The sequence below is a fragment of the Streptomyces sp. NPDC025784 genome, from assembly GCF_055558435.1.
On sequence record NZ_JBVHMN010000008.1, the window covers coordinates 1 to 15,857 of the forward strand.

At 72.0% G+C, this 15,857-nt stretch carries 12 protein-coding genes; 7 read left to right on the forward strand and 5 right to left on the reverse strand.

The genetic code is table 11. The features are described from left to right. Positions 1 to 430: 430 nt before the first annotated feature. Both ACZ4IF_RS19140 and ptsP read left to right on the forward strand, forming a co-directional pair. Positions 431 to 880, forward strand: a complete 450-nt coding sequence (locus tag ACZ4IF_RS19140) for a PTS sugar transporter subunit IIA (protein WP_359503516.1) — start codon at positions 431 to 433, stop codon at positions 878 to 880. 77 nt (positions 881 to 957) lie between these two features. Then, positions 958 to 2,628: a phosphoenolpyruvate--protein phosphotransferase gene (ptsP, locus tag ACZ4IF_RS19145; protein WP_467564306.1), complete on the forward strand. Its 1,671-nt coding sequence runs from the start codon at positions 958 to 960 to the stop codon at positions 2,626 to 2,628. A gap of 68 nt (positions 2,629 to 2,696) precedes the next feature. Here the strand turns inward: ptsP and ACZ4IF_RS19150 are convergent, their stop codons facing one another. The 3 genes from ACZ4IF_RS19150 to ACZ4IF_RS19160 are packed head-to-tail and all read right to left on the reverse strand — an operon-like array spanning position 2,697 to position 4,820. Further along, positions 2,697 to 3,590: a hypothetical protein gene (locus ACZ4IF_RS19150; RefSeq protein ID WP_467564308.1), complete on the reverse strand. Its 894-nt coding sequence runs from the start codon at positions 3,588 to 3,590 to the stop codon at positions 2,697 to 2,699. Positions 3,591 to 3,612: 22 nt separating this feature from the next. Further along, positions 3,613 to 4,659: an MFS transporter gene (locus ACZ4IF_RS19155; protein WP_467564798.1), complete on the reverse strand. Its 1,047-nt coding sequence runs from the start codon at positions 4,657 to 4,659 to the stop codon at positions 3,613 to 3,615. Beyond that, complete coding sequence (locus ACZ4IF_RS19160) at positions 4,626 to 4,820, reverse strand: hypothetical protein (RefSeq protein ID WP_467564822.1); 195 nt, start codon at positions 4,818 to 4,820, stop codon at positions 4,626 to 4,628. The genes ACZ4IF_RS19155 and ACZ4IF_RS19160 overlap by 34 nt, the downstream gene beginning before the upstream one ends. Positions 4,821 to 4,931: 111 nt before the next feature. On the opposite strand from ACZ4IF_RS19160, the gene ACZ4IF_RS19165 reads away from it, so the two are divergent. Next, the gene (locus ACZ4IF_RS19165) at positions 4,932 to 6,251 is read left to right on the forward strand and encodes an aminotransferase class I/II-fold pyridoxal phosphate-dependent enzyme (protein ID WP_467564310.1); all 1,320 of its coding nucleotides are present in this window, start codon (positions 4,932 to 4,934) and stop codon (positions 6,249 to 6,251) included. Here the strand turns inward: ACZ4IF_RS19165 and ACZ4IF_RS19170 are convergent, their stop codons facing one another. Continuing rightward, positions 6,252 to 8,228 (reverse strand): acetoacetate--CoA ligase, encoded by a 1,977-nt coding sequence (locus ACZ4IF_RS19170; RefSeq protein WP_467564312.1) that lies wholly within the window; start codon positions 8,226 to 8,228, stop codon positions 6,252 to 6,254. A gap of 213 nt (positions 8,229 to 8,441) precedes the next feature. On the opposite strand from ACZ4IF_RS19170, the gene ACZ4IF_RS19175 reads away from it, so the two are divergent. Continuing rightward, entirely contained in the window at positions 8,442 to 10,805 is a 2,364-nt protein-coding gene (locus tag ACZ4IF_RS19175) for a glycoside hydrolase family 31 protein (protein ID WP_467564314.1), read from the forward strand. Between the two features lie 178 nt (positions 10,806 to 10,983). Here the strand turns inward: ACZ4IF_RS19175 and ACZ4IF_RS19180 are convergent, their stop codons facing one another. After that, entirely contained in the window at positions 10,984 to 11,520 is a 537-nt protein-coding gene (locus tag ACZ4IF_RS19180; RefSeq protein WP_467564316.1) for an NUDIX domain-containing protein, read from the reverse strand. A gap of 262 nt (positions 11,521 to 11,782) precedes the next feature. Between ACZ4IF_RS19180 and ACZ4IF_RS19185 the strand changes: the two genes are divergently transcribed. The 3 genes from ACZ4IF_RS19185 (at position 11,783) to ACZ4IF_RS19195 (ending at position 15,276) form a co-directional block, all read left to right on the forward strand. Continuing rightward, entirely contained in the window at positions 11,783 to 12,208 is a 426-nt protein-coding gene (locus ACZ4IF_RS19185; protein ID WP_467564800.1) for a Zn-ribbon domain-containing OB-fold protein, read from the forward strand. Between the two features lie 28 nt (positions 12,209 to 12,236). Then, positions 12,237 to 13,427, forward strand: a complete 1,191-nt coding sequence (locus ACZ4IF_RS19190; RefSeq protein WP_467564318.1) for a lipid-transfer protein — start codon at positions 12,237 to 12,239, stop codon at positions 13,425 to 13,427. A gap of 205 nt (positions 13,428 to 13,632) precedes the next feature. After that, entirely contained in the window at positions 13,633 to 15,276 is a 1,644-nt protein-coding gene (locus ACZ4IF_RS19195; RefSeq protein WP_467564320.1) for an EAL domain-containing protein, read from the forward strand. The last annotated feature ends 581 nt before the right edge of the window (positions 15,277 to 15,857 follow it).

Sequence of the window (15,857 nt, forward strand, 5' to 3'; positions counted from 1 at the left end):
ATCTGGCGTTGATTTTTGGCACGCTGTTGAGTTCTCAAGGAACGGACGCTTCCTTTGTACTCACCCGAGAGACTCTCTCAGGCTTTCCTCCGGGCGCTTCCCTTCGGTCTTGCGTTTCAAACTCTATCAGTGTTTTTCCGTCTCCCTGACCACCGTCCCGCAGACATGCGGAAGGGACCCCGAGATAGGATCTGACAAGTTGGGTGCTGCCAGGCAAGGACGCTTGGTGGCGTCGCTCGGCCCCGGGCAGGTCTACGACTCTACATGCGGGCCTCGAGCGGGCGCAAATCGTTTCCGCTGTGTCCTTCGGTCTCCAAGCGGGATCACTCGCGCGGAACCGCCACTTCATCTGACATACCCTGCTCAACAGTGCGCCGTCCGGGACAGGCAGTGACGGCCCATATGAATCTCCACCCCTGGGAGGCTTCCCATGACCACCGTGACGTCCCCTATCGCAGGACGCGCCATCGCGCTCTCCGCGGTACCGGACCCCGTCTTCTCCGGGGCCATGGTCGGCCCTGGCATGGCGATCGAACCCGTCCGTGAACCCGCCGAGGCTGTCGCGCCCGTCGACGGAGTCATTGTCTCGCTTCACCCCCATGCTTTTGTCGTGGTCGACAGTGAGGGCCACGGCGTCCTCACTCACCTGGGTATCGACACGGTCCAGCTCAATGGCGAGGGCTTCGAGCTCCTCGTGAACAAGGGGGACACCGTGACGCGCGGCCAGGGCGTCGTGCGCTGGAACCCGGCCGCCGTCGAAGCGGCCGGCAAGTCCTCGGTGTGCCCGGTGGTGGCTCTCGAAGCCACGGCGGACTCCCTCTCCGACGTCCGCGAAGACGGCGACGTGAAGCCCGGCGACGCGCTCTTCAGCTGGCAGTGACTTCACCGCCGTTCAGCACGGCGGCTTGGACAACCACCGCGGCGGCGGAGCCCGCCGCACTATCGGAGACGGGTGAGATGGAGACAACGCTGCGAGGCGTCGGCGTGAGCCACGGTGTGGCGATCGGCGAGGTTCGGCACATGGGGACGGCGGTTCTCGAACCGCCTGCCAAGCAGATCCCGCCGGAGGACGCGGAGCGCGAACAGGGGCGTGCCCGCAAGGCCGTGGAGGCGGTGGCAGCCGATCTGATTGCGCGCGGCAATCTGGCGGGGGGCGAAGCCCAGGCGGTGCTCGAGGCGCAGGCCATGATGGCCCAGGACCCCGAGTTGATGGCGGACGTGGAGCGGCGGATCGCGGTCGGCAGCACGGCCGAGCGCGCGGTGTACGACGCGTTCGCCGCGTACCGGGCGCTGCTCGCCGGTGCCGGTGAGTACCTCGCCGGGCGCGTGGCCGACCTCGATGACGTGCGGAACCGTATCGTCGCCCGGCTCCTCGGCGTGCCGATGCCCGGTGTGCCGGACAGCGACGAGCCGTACGTTCTTATTGCGCGTGACCTCGCGCCCGCGGACACCGCGCTGCTCGACCCGACTCTGGTGCTCGGTTTCGTCACCGAGGAGGGTGGGCCCACCAGTCACAGCGCGATTCTGGCCCGTGCGCTCGGCGTCCCCGCCGTGGTCGCGCTGCCGGGTGCGGGCGAGCTCGCCGAGGGCACCGTGATCGCCGTGGACGGCAGCACCGGTGAGATCTTCGTGGAGCCGAGTGCCGAGAAGAAGGCACAGATGGAGGCCGCGGCGGCGGAGCGCAAGGCGGCGCTCTCCGCTGCGACGGGTCCGGGTGCCACGTCCGACGGTCACAAGGTGCCGCTGCTGGCGAACGTCGGTGGCCCGGCGGACGTGCCGGCGGCGGTCGAGGCCGGTGCCGAGGGCGTGGGTCTGTTCCGTACCGAGTTCCTCTTCCTCGACGACAGCAAGAAGGCGCCGTCCGAGGAGAAGCAGGTCGAGGCGTACCGCCAGGTGCTGGAGGCGTTTCCCGAGGGCCGTGTCGTGGTGCGGGTGCTGGACGCCGGTGCCGACAAACCGCTCGACTTCCTCACCCCGGCCGACGAGCCGAACCCGGCGCTGGGCGTGCGGGGTCTGCGGACGCTGCTCGACCACCCGGAGGTGCTGCGCACGCAGCTCAGTGCTCTCGCGAAGGCTGCCGAGGGGCTGCCGGTCTACCTCGAAGTGATGGCTCCGATGGTGGCGGACCGCATCGACGCCAAGGCGTTCGCGGACGCGTGCCGTGCGGCCGGCCTGCAGGCGAAGTTCGGTGCGATGGTGGAGATTCCGTCGGCCGCTCTGCGGGCGCGGTCGATTCTGCAGGAGGTCGAGTTCCTGTCGCTGGGGACCAATGACCTCGCGCAGTACACCTTCGCCGCCGACCGGCAGGTGGGTGCGGTGTCCCGTCTGCAGGACCCGTGGCAGCCGGCGCTGCTCGACCTGGTCGCGCTGTCGGCCGAGTCGGCGAAAGCCGAGGGCAAGAGCTGTGGTGTCTGTGGCGAGGCCGCCTCCGACCCGCTGCTCGCGTGTGTGCTGACCGGTCTCGGGGTCACCTCCCTGTCGATGGGTGCGGCGTCGCTTCCTTATGTACGGGCGACGCTGGCCAAGTACACGCTGGCCCAGTGCGAGCGTGCCGCCGCTGCCGCTCGTGCCGCGGACACGGCGGAAGAGGCGCGGGCTGCGGCGCAGGCGGTGCTGTCCGGCGAGTAGCCGGTCCGTGTCGTCGATGATCGTCGTCCTCGGGGCGCTCCACCTGCGGGTGGGGCGCCCCTTGGTGTTCAGTGCGTGTGGCCGGTGTCTTCTCCTGCGTCTCCGAGGTCGGGGGGTACGCAGTAGTCGACGCCGGACTCCGGGGAGACGAGGTCTCCGGTATCGGAGTCGGTGCAGTAGGCGTCGAAGACTTCGGCGGCGGTGAGGGGCTCCAGCCGTTCGCCGCGCAGGCGCCATCCGTAGACCCGGTCGGTGGTGCCCGCCGCGGTGGTGCGCATGACGAGTCCGCCGGAGCTGCGGGTGGCGATGCCGAGGGCGAGGACGGTGGTGAATTCGAGGGCTTCCGACTCGTCGACGCGGTTCGCGGTGTCGGGTTCGTCGACGGCCCGGAGCGCTGCCACGAGTGTTTCGGGGGTGGCCGAGACACTGCAGACGAGGTGGAGGTGGCCGGGGCTCGCTGTTTCGATGATGCGGGTGAGGAGTCGCGCGGCTCGGGCGAAGGCGGCGCGGCCGATGTCGACGCCGCAGGAGGCGCAGGCGCCGATGCGGGCCAGCAGTGTGGTCGCGTACTCCCAGGTGGCCTTGCGGACGGCCTCGTCGACGAGGGTCGGGACGAGTTCGTCGAGGGGCTGGCCTTCGTAGGGGACTGTGGCTCCGGTGGCGGCGAGTTCCGCGGTGAAGCGGGTGCGGCTGGCCGGGGTGTCGGGTTCGAGGCCGCTGGTCGCGCAGTACTCGGCGTACTCCTCGGGGTCGAAGAGGGCCACTGTGGTGTGGCTGCCCTGTGCGGAGAGGGTCCTGAGCAGGGACTCGATCTGCTGGAGATAGGTCGCGTGGTCGTCGAAGGCGAAGGTGCGGTACCGCCGCATCGCGGTGAAGTCCTCGTCGTCGGTCAGCAGGCCGATGGTGCCGGCGATTTCGCGGCGCAGGACGCGTCGCATGTGCTGGGCCTGGGTGTTGGTCATGTTTCCCCCTGTGCACAGTCGATCAATGCTCACTCACAGTAACCGGAGCCACTGACAATGCCGGTCGGGGAAGGCGTTCGCGCACGGTGCGGTGCTGGAACAGGCAGGTCACGGCGATGGTCGCGCCGAACGCCGTCCAGCCGAGGGGGCCGGCGGCGATGGCCGCGGTGACGGCGAGTGGTCCGACGCTGCGCTGCGCGGACTGCGCCAGCCCGTGCACGCCGAGGTAGGCGCCCTGGGCGGTGTCGGGGGCGAGGGCGACGGAGAGTTCCCAGGAGACTGTCGCGTGGAGCATCTCGGCCACGGTGAAGGCGATCGCGGCGCCGGTGAGGAACGAGGTCGTGGTGACGGCTCCTCCGGAGGCCGAGAGGGCCATGGCCGTGCCGCCGAGGGCGAAGACGGCGGACAGGGGGATCAGCAGGGCGCGTGCCGCGGCCGTGGTGGCGCCGAGGCGGGCCAGGGGGACCTGGAAGGCCACCACCATCACGTTGTTGAGGACCATGAGCAGGGGTGCGAGGCCGTGGGGTGCGTGGTCGGAGTGGGCGATCCACAGTGGCAGTCCGACCTTGAAGACCGCGTCGTCGAGGCAGAGAACGGTGTCGCTGGCGACGTAGGTGAGGTAGGCGCGGTCCCGCCAGGGGCTTCGCGGTCGTTCGGTGGGGGCCGGGTCCTTCGACGTGGTGACGGTGCGGGTGGCCGAAGGAGGTTCGCCGCAGCGTGTGGTGACGAGGGCGACGGCTGCGAACGAGAGGGCGTCGCCGAGGAGGAGCCATCGGTAGGCGGCGGTGGTGCCGACGGCGAGGGCTCCGGCGGCGGCGAGGCCGCCGAGGGCCCATCCGGCGTTGGCGACGGTGCGGTTGACGGCCTGATAGCGGACTCGGTCCGGTCCGGCGACGCGGGTGGCGTACAGCTTGGTGAGGACGTTGGCGGCGCGGTCGCCGAGGCTGCCGGTGGCCGAGAAGGCCATCAGCAGGAGGTAGTTGTCGGTGGTGAGCAGGGCGACGGAGGCGAGGGCCCGCAGGATCTGGAGGGCGGTCAGTACGCGGGTGAGTGGCAGTCGGTCGGCGATGCGACCGCCGAGGGGGCGCCGGCGATGCCGACCGCTCCGGAGACGGCGACGAGGGTGCCGACCTGGGCTACGGACAGGTCGCTGACGTAGGTGAAGTACAGGACGGAGACGGAGGCCCACAGACCGCTGCCGATCCGGTCGACCAGTGCGATCCAGAGCATTCTGCGGCCGTCGTGGCCTCCTGGGACGCGTGTCCACCATGCCGCGGTGCGGGGCATCGCACTCACTGCTCCCCCTTGCCAGAAATTATGTATTGATACATACTTAGCAACGTGGCAACACAATATGGGATCAGTGGCACGACGGCCAAGGCAATTGCGTCGTCCGTCGAACGAGGCGTGGCCGAGGGCGCGTTGGAGCCGGGGAGCGCGCTGCCTCCGGTGCGTCGCCTCGCCGACGACCTCGGCGTGAGTCCGGGCACGGTGGCGACGGCCTACAAGGAGCTGCGCAGCCGCGGCATCGTGACGACTCGCGGGCGGGGTGGCACCGTGGTCGCCGCTGCCCCCGCGGTCGCCTCGCGAAGGCCGCCCAAGGTGCCGGACGGCCTTCGCGACCTGGCCGGCGGGCATCCGGACCCCGAGCTCCTCCCCCATCTCGTGCCGCCGTCGCGGCTCTCCCCGGGCGCCCGTTCACACCGGGCCACCCCCCGGCTGGCGCGCCTGGAGGACGCGGTGCGGGAGTGGCTGGAGCCCGACGGAGTGCCCGCGGACCAGGTGACGTTCGCGCACGGCGCGCTCGACCTCATCGGGCGACTGCTGTCGGTGGAGCTGCGGCCGGGCGACGGCGTGGCCATGGAGGACCCGGGCTATCACCATCTGCTGGACCTGGTGACCGCGTTGGGGCTGCGCACGGTGCCGGTCGCGGTGGACGACCAGGGCATGCGACCCGAGGCGCTGCGCACCGCCCTGCGGGCCGGTGTCCGTGCGGTGGTGTACAGCCCGCGGGCGCAGAACCCGTACGGCGGATGCTTGTCGGCTCAGCGCCGGGACGCGCTGGTCGACGTCGTGCGGGAGCAGCCCGACCTGCTGATCGTGGAGAACGACCACGCCTCCGCCGTCGCGGACGCGCCTTTGCGCTCACTGACGTCGGGCGGCCTGACGCGGTGGGTTCATGTGCGGACCGTCAGCAAGTTCCTGGGGACCGATCTGCGGTGGGCGGCGGCGGCCTGCGATCCGACGACGCTCGCCCGGCACGACGGCCGGATGCTCCTGACCTCGGGGTGGGTCAGTCACCTGTTGCAGGAGACGGTGTACGGGCTGATGACGGACGACGGCACGCGCGCGTTGGTCACGCGCGCGCAGGAGGCGTACGGGCTCAGGCGAAGGGCGCTGGCGCGGGAGCTCGCCGAGCGCGGCGTGCAGGGCCACGGCGTCAGCGGAATGAACCTCTGGGTGCCGGTGCGGGACGAGTCGGCCGTCGTGAACGGTCTGCGGTCGCACGGCTGGTGGGTCGCGGCGGGTGCCCGCTTCCGGCTCGCCTCCGCGCCCGGCGTCCGGATCTCGGTCGCGGAGCTCGAGCCCACCGACGCGGCACGGCTGGCCTCGGACTTCGCCACCGTGCTGGGCGAGTCCGAGGCCACCTACGGGGGCTGATCAGGCGCGCTTGCGGGCCAGGTCCTCGTAGAAGCGCAGCAGTTCGACGTTGTCCACGGAGCCGACGTTGACCGCCTTCTCCAAAGTGGCGCCCTGGAGGAGGCGCTTGACGGGGACCTCGATGCGCTTGCCCGTGAGGGTGTGCGGCACTCCGGGGACCTCGATGACCTCGTCCGGGACGTGGCGCGGGGACAGCTGCTCGCGGATCGTCTGCTTGATGCGGCCCAGGAGGGCTTCGTCGAGCACGGCGCCGGGGGCGAGGTGGACGAAGAGGGGCATCCAGTAGCCGCCGTCGGGCTGCTCGATCCCGATGACGAGCGACTCCTTGATCTCGGGGAGGCGCTCGACGGCTTCGTAGATGTCGGCCGAGCCCATGCGCACGCCCTGCCGGTTGAGCGTGGAGTCGGAGCGGCCGTGGATGACGACGGAGCCGCGCGAGGTGACGGTGATCCAGTCACCGTGCCGCCACACTCCGGGGTACGTGTCGAAGTAGCTGTCGTGGTAGCGGCTGCCGTCGGGGTCGTTCCAGAAGCGGATGGGCATGGACGGCATCGGGTCGGTGACGACCAGCTCACCGACCTCGTCGACGAGGGGCTTGCCGCTGGGGTCCCAGGACTGGAGGTCGGTGCCGAGGCCCGGGGCCTGGAGCTCGCCGATGTGCACCGGCAGCGTGGGGACCGCTCCCGCGAAGCAGGAGCACACGTCGGTGCCACCGCTGACGGACGCGATCCACAGGTCCGCCCCGGCCTCGGCGAACTCGTCGTGGAGCCAGCGGAACCCGTCGGGCGGCAGGGGTGATCCGGTGGTGGCGACGCACTGCACGCGCGTGAGGTCGAAGTCCCGGGCGGGGTGGACGCCCGCCTTGCGGCAGGCCATGACGTAGGCCGCCGAGGTGCCGAAGAGGGTCGCCCCCGTACGTTCGGCGATGCGCCACTGGGCACCGGTGTCCGGGTATCCCGGGCTGCCGTCGTACAGGACGATGGTGGTGCCGGTGAGCAGGCCGGAGACGAGGAAGTTCCACATCATCCAGCCCGTGGACGTGTACCAGAAGAAGCGGTCCTCGGGGCCCAGGTCGCAGTGCAGACCGAGCTGCTTGAGGTGCTCGACCAGGATGCCTCCCTGCGACTGCACGATGGCCTTGGGCAGACCGGTCGTCCCGGAGGAGTAGAGCACCCACAGGGGGTGGTCGAAGGGCACCTGCTCGAAGACGGGGTCCACGTCGGCGGAGGTCAGCGCGGACCACTCCAGGGCGCCCTCGGGTGCCTGGGTGCCGAGCAGCGGGATGTGCACGACGGCACGCAGCGTGGGCAGCTCGCGGCGCAGTTCGGCGACGGTGTCACGGCGGTCGTGCTCCTTGCCGCCGTACCGGTAGCCGTCGACCGTGAACAGCACCACGGGTTCGACCTGCTGGAAACGGTCGAGGACGCTGCGGGCCCCGAAGTCGGGGGCGCAGGACGTCCAGACGCCGCCCACGGCGGCCGTGGCGAGCAGGGCGACGACAGCCTGCGGGATGTTCGGGAGGTAGCCGCTGACGCGGTCTCCGGGGCGTACGCCGAGGGCGCGCAGCTCCGCTGCCAGGGAACCGACCTGCCGGCGCAGCTCCGACCAGCTCACGGGGGTCGGTTCGTGCGTCTCGTCGACATGCAGGAGGGCCGGTTCGTCCGGACGGGTCTCCGCCGCGCGCAGCGCGTGCTCGGCGTAGTTGAGGGTCGCCCCCGGGAACCACTCGGCGCCGGGCATCGAGCGGTCGCCCAGCACGCGCGTGTAGGGGGTGGAGAACCGTACGTCGAACCATTCGGTGACGGATTTCCAGAAGGTGTCGAGCTCGTCCACCGACCAGCGGTGCAACGCCGCGTAACCGCCGTCGGCGGGCGCTCCGTGCTGCTCGGCCGCCCAGGCCTGGAACCTCGTGATCTGGGCTCGCGCGATGCCTTCCTCTGTGGGCTGCCAGAGCGGCGTGGCGTTCGCGGTGGACATGGGGCGGCTCCCGGTCTGTGCGCGTCGTGTGCGTCTGTCGCGCACGAGCGGGGGTGTGCGCGTCACGCGGCTGACACGGACGATGCCATGTGATCGACTTCAGCACCAGGGTGCGCCACACATAGTCAGCAACGTGAAGATGTGGCGTCGCCATGGGTGAACGGCAGTTGAACGAGTCACCCGTACGGCGCTGTCAATGGCAGGGTGAGCAGCATGGACGGTCGTGACCTGGTGCGTTCGGTGAAAGCGGTCGGTTCGGGGGGTACTGCCCAAGGGTGGCGCACGGTCCGGGCCGCATGGCGCAGGAGGCGTGCCGACGCCGCCGGGTTGCCGCAGCGGGGCGCCGAACGGGCGCGGGTGCCGGGCCCGGTACAAGGTGTGGAACCGGAGCCCGGCGGTGGTGTCGTCCGATTCACCAGGTCCGAACTGCGGATCACGGTCACGGCCGGCGGAGCGGTCTTCTGGGGCTGGGACGGGGCCGGTCCGGAGCCGTCCTACGCGCTCGCGGGCAGTTCCCCCGAACCCGACCCCCGCGCGATCCTGGAGCCGGACAAGGAGGGCGGCTGGCGGGTCGTCTCCGAGCGGGTGACCGTCGCGGTCTCGCTGCACGGCGCCGTCGAGGTCCGCACTCCCGGAGGCGTGGTCCTGCGCCGCGATCTGCCGCCCCGCTGGTGGGAGCCCATCGAGGGTGGCGCGGCCCGCTGGATGCAGCGCTCCGAAGTGGCGGCCGACGCTCGCTTCTTCGGTCTCGGCGGTCGGGCGGCGGGGCCCCGGCTCCGCGACGGCACGTACCGGTTGTGGAACACGGACCCGGGTCGGCCCTTCGGACCCGAGGACGACCCCCTGTACATCACCATGCCGGTGCAGATGGTGGTCGCCGACGCGGCCACCCACCTCGTGTTCCACGACACGACGTGGGACGGCACGGTGACGTTGCGCGAGGGCGAGGAGGGCGCCGGCTCCGGGCACGACCGGGCCGGGATGTGCGAGCTGCGCATGGACGGCGGCCCGCTGCGCTGCTGGGTCATGGTGGGCACCCCCGCGCGCGTGCTGCACGCCTGGGCCTCGCTCACCGGGGCCCCCGCGCTGCCCCCGGCGTGGGCACTCGGGCACCATCACGCGCGGTGGGGTTTCGGCGGCGAGCAAGAGGTACGACGGATCGTCGCCGGGTACGTGGAGCGCGGTCTTCCGCTCGACGCGGTCCACCTGGACATCGACCACTACGACGCGCACCAGGTGTTCACGGTCGACACTCAGCACTTCCCGAAGCTCCCGCTGCTCGCCGAGGAACTGCGCCGCGACGGCGTCCACCTGGTGTCGATCATCGATCCCGCGGTCAAGGCCGAGCCGGGCAACGCGGTGTACGACAGCGGGCTGGAGGCGGACGCCTTCGTCCGGGACGCGTCGGGGCAGCCGGTGCGCGGCGTCGCGTGGCCCGGGGAGTCGGTCCATCCCGACTTCACGCACGCGCGCGTGCGTGAGTGGTGGGGCGGACTCTACGAGGAGCGGCTCGCACTGGGGTTCGCCGGGTTCTGGCACGACATGAACGAACCGACGTCGTTCACGGCCTTCGGGGAGTCCACGCTGCCCCGTTCGGCGCGGCACTCCCTGGAGGGACGCGGCGGAGATCATCGCGAGGCGCACAACGTGTACGCGCTCGGCATGGCGAAGGCCGCCTACGAGGGACTGCGGGAGCTCGTGCCCCAGGAACGGCCGTTCCTCTTCTCCCGGTCCGGCTGGGCGGGGATGCAGCGCTACGGCGGGACCTGGTCGGGGGACGTGGCCACCGGCTGGCCGGGACTGCGGGCGTCGCTCTCCCTGGTGATGGGGCTCGGTCTGTGCGGGGTGCCCTACTCGGGACCCGACGTGGGCGGCTTCGACGGGAGCCCGTCGCCCGAGCTGTACCTGCGGTGGTTCCAGCTCGCCGCCTACCTGCCGCTCTTCCGCACCCATGCGAGCCTGCGCGCGGGCCGCAGGGAGCCCTGGGAGTTCGGTCCCGAAGTCCTGGAGCACGCGCGCGTGGCACTCGTCGAGCGGCGTCGCCTCGCGCCGTACTTCATGACGCTGGCGCACCTGGCGCGGCGCACGGGTGCGCCGTACGTGAGGCCCCTTTGGTGGGGCGCGCCCATGGACCGGGCGCTGCGCGACTGCGAGGACGCCTTCCTGCTGGGCGACTGCCTCCTGGTGGCGCCCGTGCTGCATCACGGTGCGGACCGGCGTGCGGTGCAGTTGCCCCGGGGTCGGTGGTACGACACGGTCACCGAGGAGGCGTACGAGGGTCCGGCCCAGGTGCTGGTCGACGCCCCGTTGTCACGTGTCCCGGTGCTGGCGCGGGCGGGCTCCGTCATCCCCGTGCGCGGTGCCGACGGCGGTCTGGAGCTGGAGGCGTGGGCTCCCGCGCGGGGCCGCACCGGCGGCGGGCTCGTCGTGGCGGACGCGGGCGACGGGTGGGACGAGCCGGAGATCGAACGCTACGTGACGCGATGGGAGGGGCGACGGGTGGTGGTGCTGCGGGACGGCGAGGACGGCCGGACCGAGCCGACCTGTCCGGTCCGGGTACGGGGGCTCGGTGTGTGACGGGTCCTGAGCGCGGCGCCGGCGGGCGCCCCCGCGCGACGTGCGGCACACGCACGTGGGGCGACGTGACCGCGCCCGCGTCCATCGCGATGTACCCGCGCGCGTGCGGCGGCCTGCCCTCGCCCGTCGGGCGACCTGTCCTCGCGCGCGACGCGCTCGTCGGGTGCAGTGGGCGGTCTCAGATGTACCGGCCTTCGAACCACGCCCGAGCCGCCAAGGTGTGCAGCGGGAAGGCGAGTTCGACCGGTCTGCGCAGGAGGTGCCAGCCCTCCGTCTCGTCCGTGGCGGCCGACGGGGGCAGCTCGGACGCCGGACGCTCCGGAAGGAGCCCGAAGAGCAGCAGATGGCCGGCCGGAGAGCTCATCGCGTCGGCGAGCCGGACGTCCCGGCTCGCCACGTCGATGCCCGTCTCCTCCTTGAGCTCGCGCGCGACCGCGTGCCGCCAGTCCTCCCGGTGGTCGATGAAGCCCCCGGGCAGGGCGATGCCTCCGCGCGCGGGGGCGATGGTCCGGGTGATGACGACCAGGGCCGTACCCCTGTCGTCGTAGACGGGCTGAAGGGCCACCGCGACGGGGAGCGGATTGCGGTACGCCACGGTCCCGCAGGCGGCGCAGGTGCGGGGCCAGCCGGAGATGCCCTCTTCGTAGGGGGCGCCACAGCTCGAACAGTGGGAGTCCGGCGCGAAGTCGGCGGGCGGATGCGGGGTTGCGGACACGCCGCGGACTGTATCCGATCATCGGAGGAACGTCTTCACCTGTGGCCGCCCGGGACTGCGAGCGCCTCCGACGGGGCGCCGGCGGTGGGGACGGCCGGGACCACCCCCGTGGGCCCCGGTCGTCCCCACGGTTACAGCGACGCCGTGGACGCCCGTGTGGTTCACCGTGACGGCCTGCCCAATTCTCGTTGCCCGTGGCACACTTCTGACGTTCCGTCAGATACGGCACCGGGGAGGGATCTTGTCGCGTACACGCACGCCTGTGGTGACCGGGTGGTTCGCAGGAGAGGGAGACGACTTCCGCCTCCTCGGCACACGCTGCTCCGCGTGCACCTCGGTCTTCTTCCCCCGCGAGGACACGTTCTGCCGCAATCCCGGCTGCCCGGGCGGCGAGCTCGTCGAGGTGCCGCTGTCCCCGCACGGCCGCGTCTGGTCGTACACGGACAGCCGGTACCGGCCTCCGTCACCCTATGTGACGGATCCGGAACTCTCGTGGGAGCCCTGCACGTTGATCGCTGTGGAGCTGGAATCCGAGCGCATCGTCGTACTCGGCCAGGCGGCTCCCGGGATCACCGTCGCCGATCTGACGGTGGGCATGGAGGTGGCGGTCGTCCCGGGTGTGCTCAATGAGGACACGGAGACGACCTGGACGACCTGGCACTGGCGGCCGACAGGGGTGGCCGCATGAGCGGTACACGGTTCAGGGGGGTGGCGGTATGACCGGCGAGGTGGCGGTGCTCGGCGTGGGCATGCACCCGTGGGGCAAGTGGGGCCGCGGATTCGTCGAGTACGGAGTGACGGCCGCGCGGACCGCGCTGGCCGACGCCGGGATCGACTGGCGCGACGTCGGCTCGATCGTCGGTGCCGACACCGTCCGCGGCGGCTATCCGGGGTATGTGGCGGGAGCGACGTTCGCCAAGGCACTGGGCTGGCAGGGAGCACGGGTCGCGAGCGTGTACGCGGCGTGCGCGTCGGGGGCACAGGCCCTGAACACGGCGCGGGCGCAGATCCTCGCCGGCCTCGCGGACGTCGTCCTCGTGGTCGGCGCCGACGCGGCCCCCAAGGGGTTCTTCCGGCCGGCCGGCGGGGATCGGCCCGATGATCCGGACTGGCTGCGGTTCCGCGTGCTGGGGGCGACGAATCCGACGTACTTCGGGCTGTACGCACGACGGCGCATGGCACTGCACGGAGACACACTGGAGGACTTCGCGCAGGTCAAGGTGAAGAACGCGGCGCTGGGGGCGCTCAACCCGCACGCGCGGTACCGCAAGAAGGTCACCGCGGAGGAGGTCGCGGGGTCCGCGGTCGTCGCCGATCCACTGCGGCTCCTCGACATCTGCGCGACCTCGGACGGCGGCGCGGCCGTGGTGCTCTCCAGCATGGAGTTCGCACGCAGGCACGGAGCGGCCGGTCCCGTGCGGATCCGCGCGGTGTCCACGGTGACCCCGAGCTATCCCAACACCGTGCTCGACCTTCCGGACATCGCCACGGACTCCGCGGCCGCCGTGCAGCCGGCCGACGGCACCTTCCGTGCGTCGATCGCGCGCGCGGCGTACGAGGAGGCGGGCATCGGGCCCGAGGACCTCTCGCTCGCCGAGGTGTACGACCTGTCCACAGCCCTGGAGTTGCAGTGGTACGAGGACCTCGGGCTGTGCGGCGAGGGCGAGGCGGCGAAGCTGCTGCGCGAGGGTGCCACCTCGCTCGGCGGGCGCATACCGGTGAACGTCAGCGGCGGCCTCGCCTCCTTCGGGGAGGCCGTTCCGGCGCAGGCGATCGCCCAGGTGTGCGAGCTGACCTGGCAGCTGCGCGGCAGCGCGGGCGACCGTCAGGTGGCCGGGGCCCGCGTGGGGATCACCGCGAACCAGGGACTGTTCGGACACGGCTCCTCGGTCGTCGCGGTGCGCTGAACCGTCAGACCCTGGGCGGCGGTTCCGCGGACCCGGCCCCGCCGTGCGCGCACCGCTGGGCTGCGCACGGTGGCCCGGTCGGCGGCAGCGGCCGTCCGGCGGAACCGGCCCGGCCGTCCGCACCCTGTGTGACGACCTCGGAATCCTGCGTGAACAGCTCATGAATCGCCCCCGGGCGCGGAACGGGCGGCGCCATCATGCTGCCGTGCCCTCCTGGACGGATACGGTCCGCTTCGCCTTCCAACCGGTCGTCAATCTGACGACCGGAGGGGTCTCAGCGCTGGAGATACTCGCCCGCCCCGAGGCAGGCGACATCCTGGCACAGGCCCGCCGCGACCCCGAACTGGACGGCCGGCTCGCCGCGTTGGCCGTCCGGGCCGCCGCGCGCAAGGAGACGCTGCTGCCGCTGCACGTCAATGTGTTCGCCGGAACCCTCGCCGACCTCGGCGCTCTGGCGGCGCTGCGCGAGGCGGTGCGCGAGGCCGGACGGCTTCCCTGGGAGGTGACCGTCGACATCGGCCCGCCGTACACGCACGTGCCGCAGCACGCCCTGCTGGAGGCGGTGACCGCGGTGCGTGCCGAGGGCTTCCGGATCTGCGCGGACGGGGTCGGCGACGGCGACGTACCGCTGCGGCTGCTCACGGACCTCGCTCCCGAGCTGATGAAGCTCGACGTGTCCCTGCTGACGCGGCCCGCGGCGGTACGGGCGATGCGGACGCTGTGCGAGCAGTTGGGCGCGCTGCTGTCCGTCGAGGGGGTGGAGACGGAGTCGCAGTGCGCGGCGGCGGTGTCGGCGGGCGCGCAGCTGGCGCAGGGCGACCTGTTCGCGCCGCCCGCACGGCTGCCCGCGGCGGACGTATACGTTCCGGCCCTCTCCCCCGCGCACTCCGCCGCGCCACGGTCGGGGCCCTCCGTACGGCAGTTCGTGCGACCCGCCGCGCTGCTGCCCGCGATGGCCTCGGCGGGACAGGTACGGGCGCTGCTCACCGGCTCGCCCGACGTGTCCGGTGTGCTGCTCGTGAACTCCTCCGGAGTCCCCGTACGGTCCGTGCACCGCTCACGGTTCCTGCTGTCGCTGTCCGCCCGCTACGGTCACGCGCTGTACGCGGACCGCCCGGCCGCCAAGCTCGGCGACCCGCCACGCACCGTCGGCGTCGACGCCACGGCCTGGGAGGTCCTGGACGTGGTGGCGGACGGGGACCGGGACCGTACGTCCGACGACGTCGCCGTCGTCGACCGGTACGGGCGGTGCGTGGGCGTGGTGCGCCTCGCCGACCTCGTGCGCGCCCTGGCGGAGAACCGTGTCGAGGAGGCCGCGGCGCTCAACCCGCTGACCCGGCTGCCTGGTTCGGACGCGATCACCGGCGAGGTGGACCGGCGGATCGCGGACGGCCGCCTGTTCGCGCTCAGCTGGCTGGACGTCGACCACTTCAAACAGGTCAACGACGGGGCGGGGTTCGCCGCGGGGGACGAACTGATCCGCTCGGTGGGGCGCGCCCTGCAGCACGCCGCGTCCGGGGCCACCCGCGTGGGGCACATCGGCGGGGACGACTTCCTGGTCCTCGCCGATCCGGACACCCTGGACCCCCTGGCCACGTCACTCCTCGACGCGTCCTGGTCCGCGGGCGGCCGGGCGATCACCCTCTCGCTGGCCACGGTGCTGTGCGCGCCCGGCAGCGTCACCGACCACCGGCAGGCCGCCGCCTGTCTCGCGCCGCTCAAGAAGGCCGCGAAGGCGCTGAACGGGGCCAGCTGGGTGCTCGGGCGAGCGGGGTTGCCCGGCCACGAGGTGCGGCGCGGCCAGGGAAGGGCGCCGGTGCGGCCGTCCGGACAGGCCGTGGCGGGCTGAGCGGCGGTGGCGGGCCGGGCCACCCGCCTTCGCGGTGCCGAGCCGGACGGCCGCCCCCTATGGACGGGCCACCACGGCAGTGTCGAGCCGGACGGCCCAGGCGCGCGGACAGGCCGCCGTCACTGTGCCGAGCCGGACGGCCGCCCTCCATCGACGGGCCACCACGGCAGTGTCGAGCCGCACGACTGCCCCCGTACGAACCGGCCACCGTCGCGGTGCCGAGCCGCACGGCTGCCCCGTACGAACCGGCCACCGTCGACGAACCGGACGCGTCCGGTGCCCTCCCGTCACGCCCCCTTTGCGGCCTTCGAACCGTTGCAGTCCGCTACCTTGACGCCCCCTGGGCACCGGTGAACACTTCCGGGTGTCAGTCGGCATCGCCGCATTCGGGCGTCTTCAGGCACCGCACCGCTCGGGTTTCGACCTGCACCCAGGCCGTCCCCCCCCACGGGCGATTCCGCTGCGACGGCACGCTCGTCACGGACGCCGGGCGGGGCGCGGGACATCCCTGCCTTCGGCTGAAGTGGCCATGGGAAACGCACCCTGCACGGTGGCCCGGGGCCAATCCCCCGGGCGAGGGC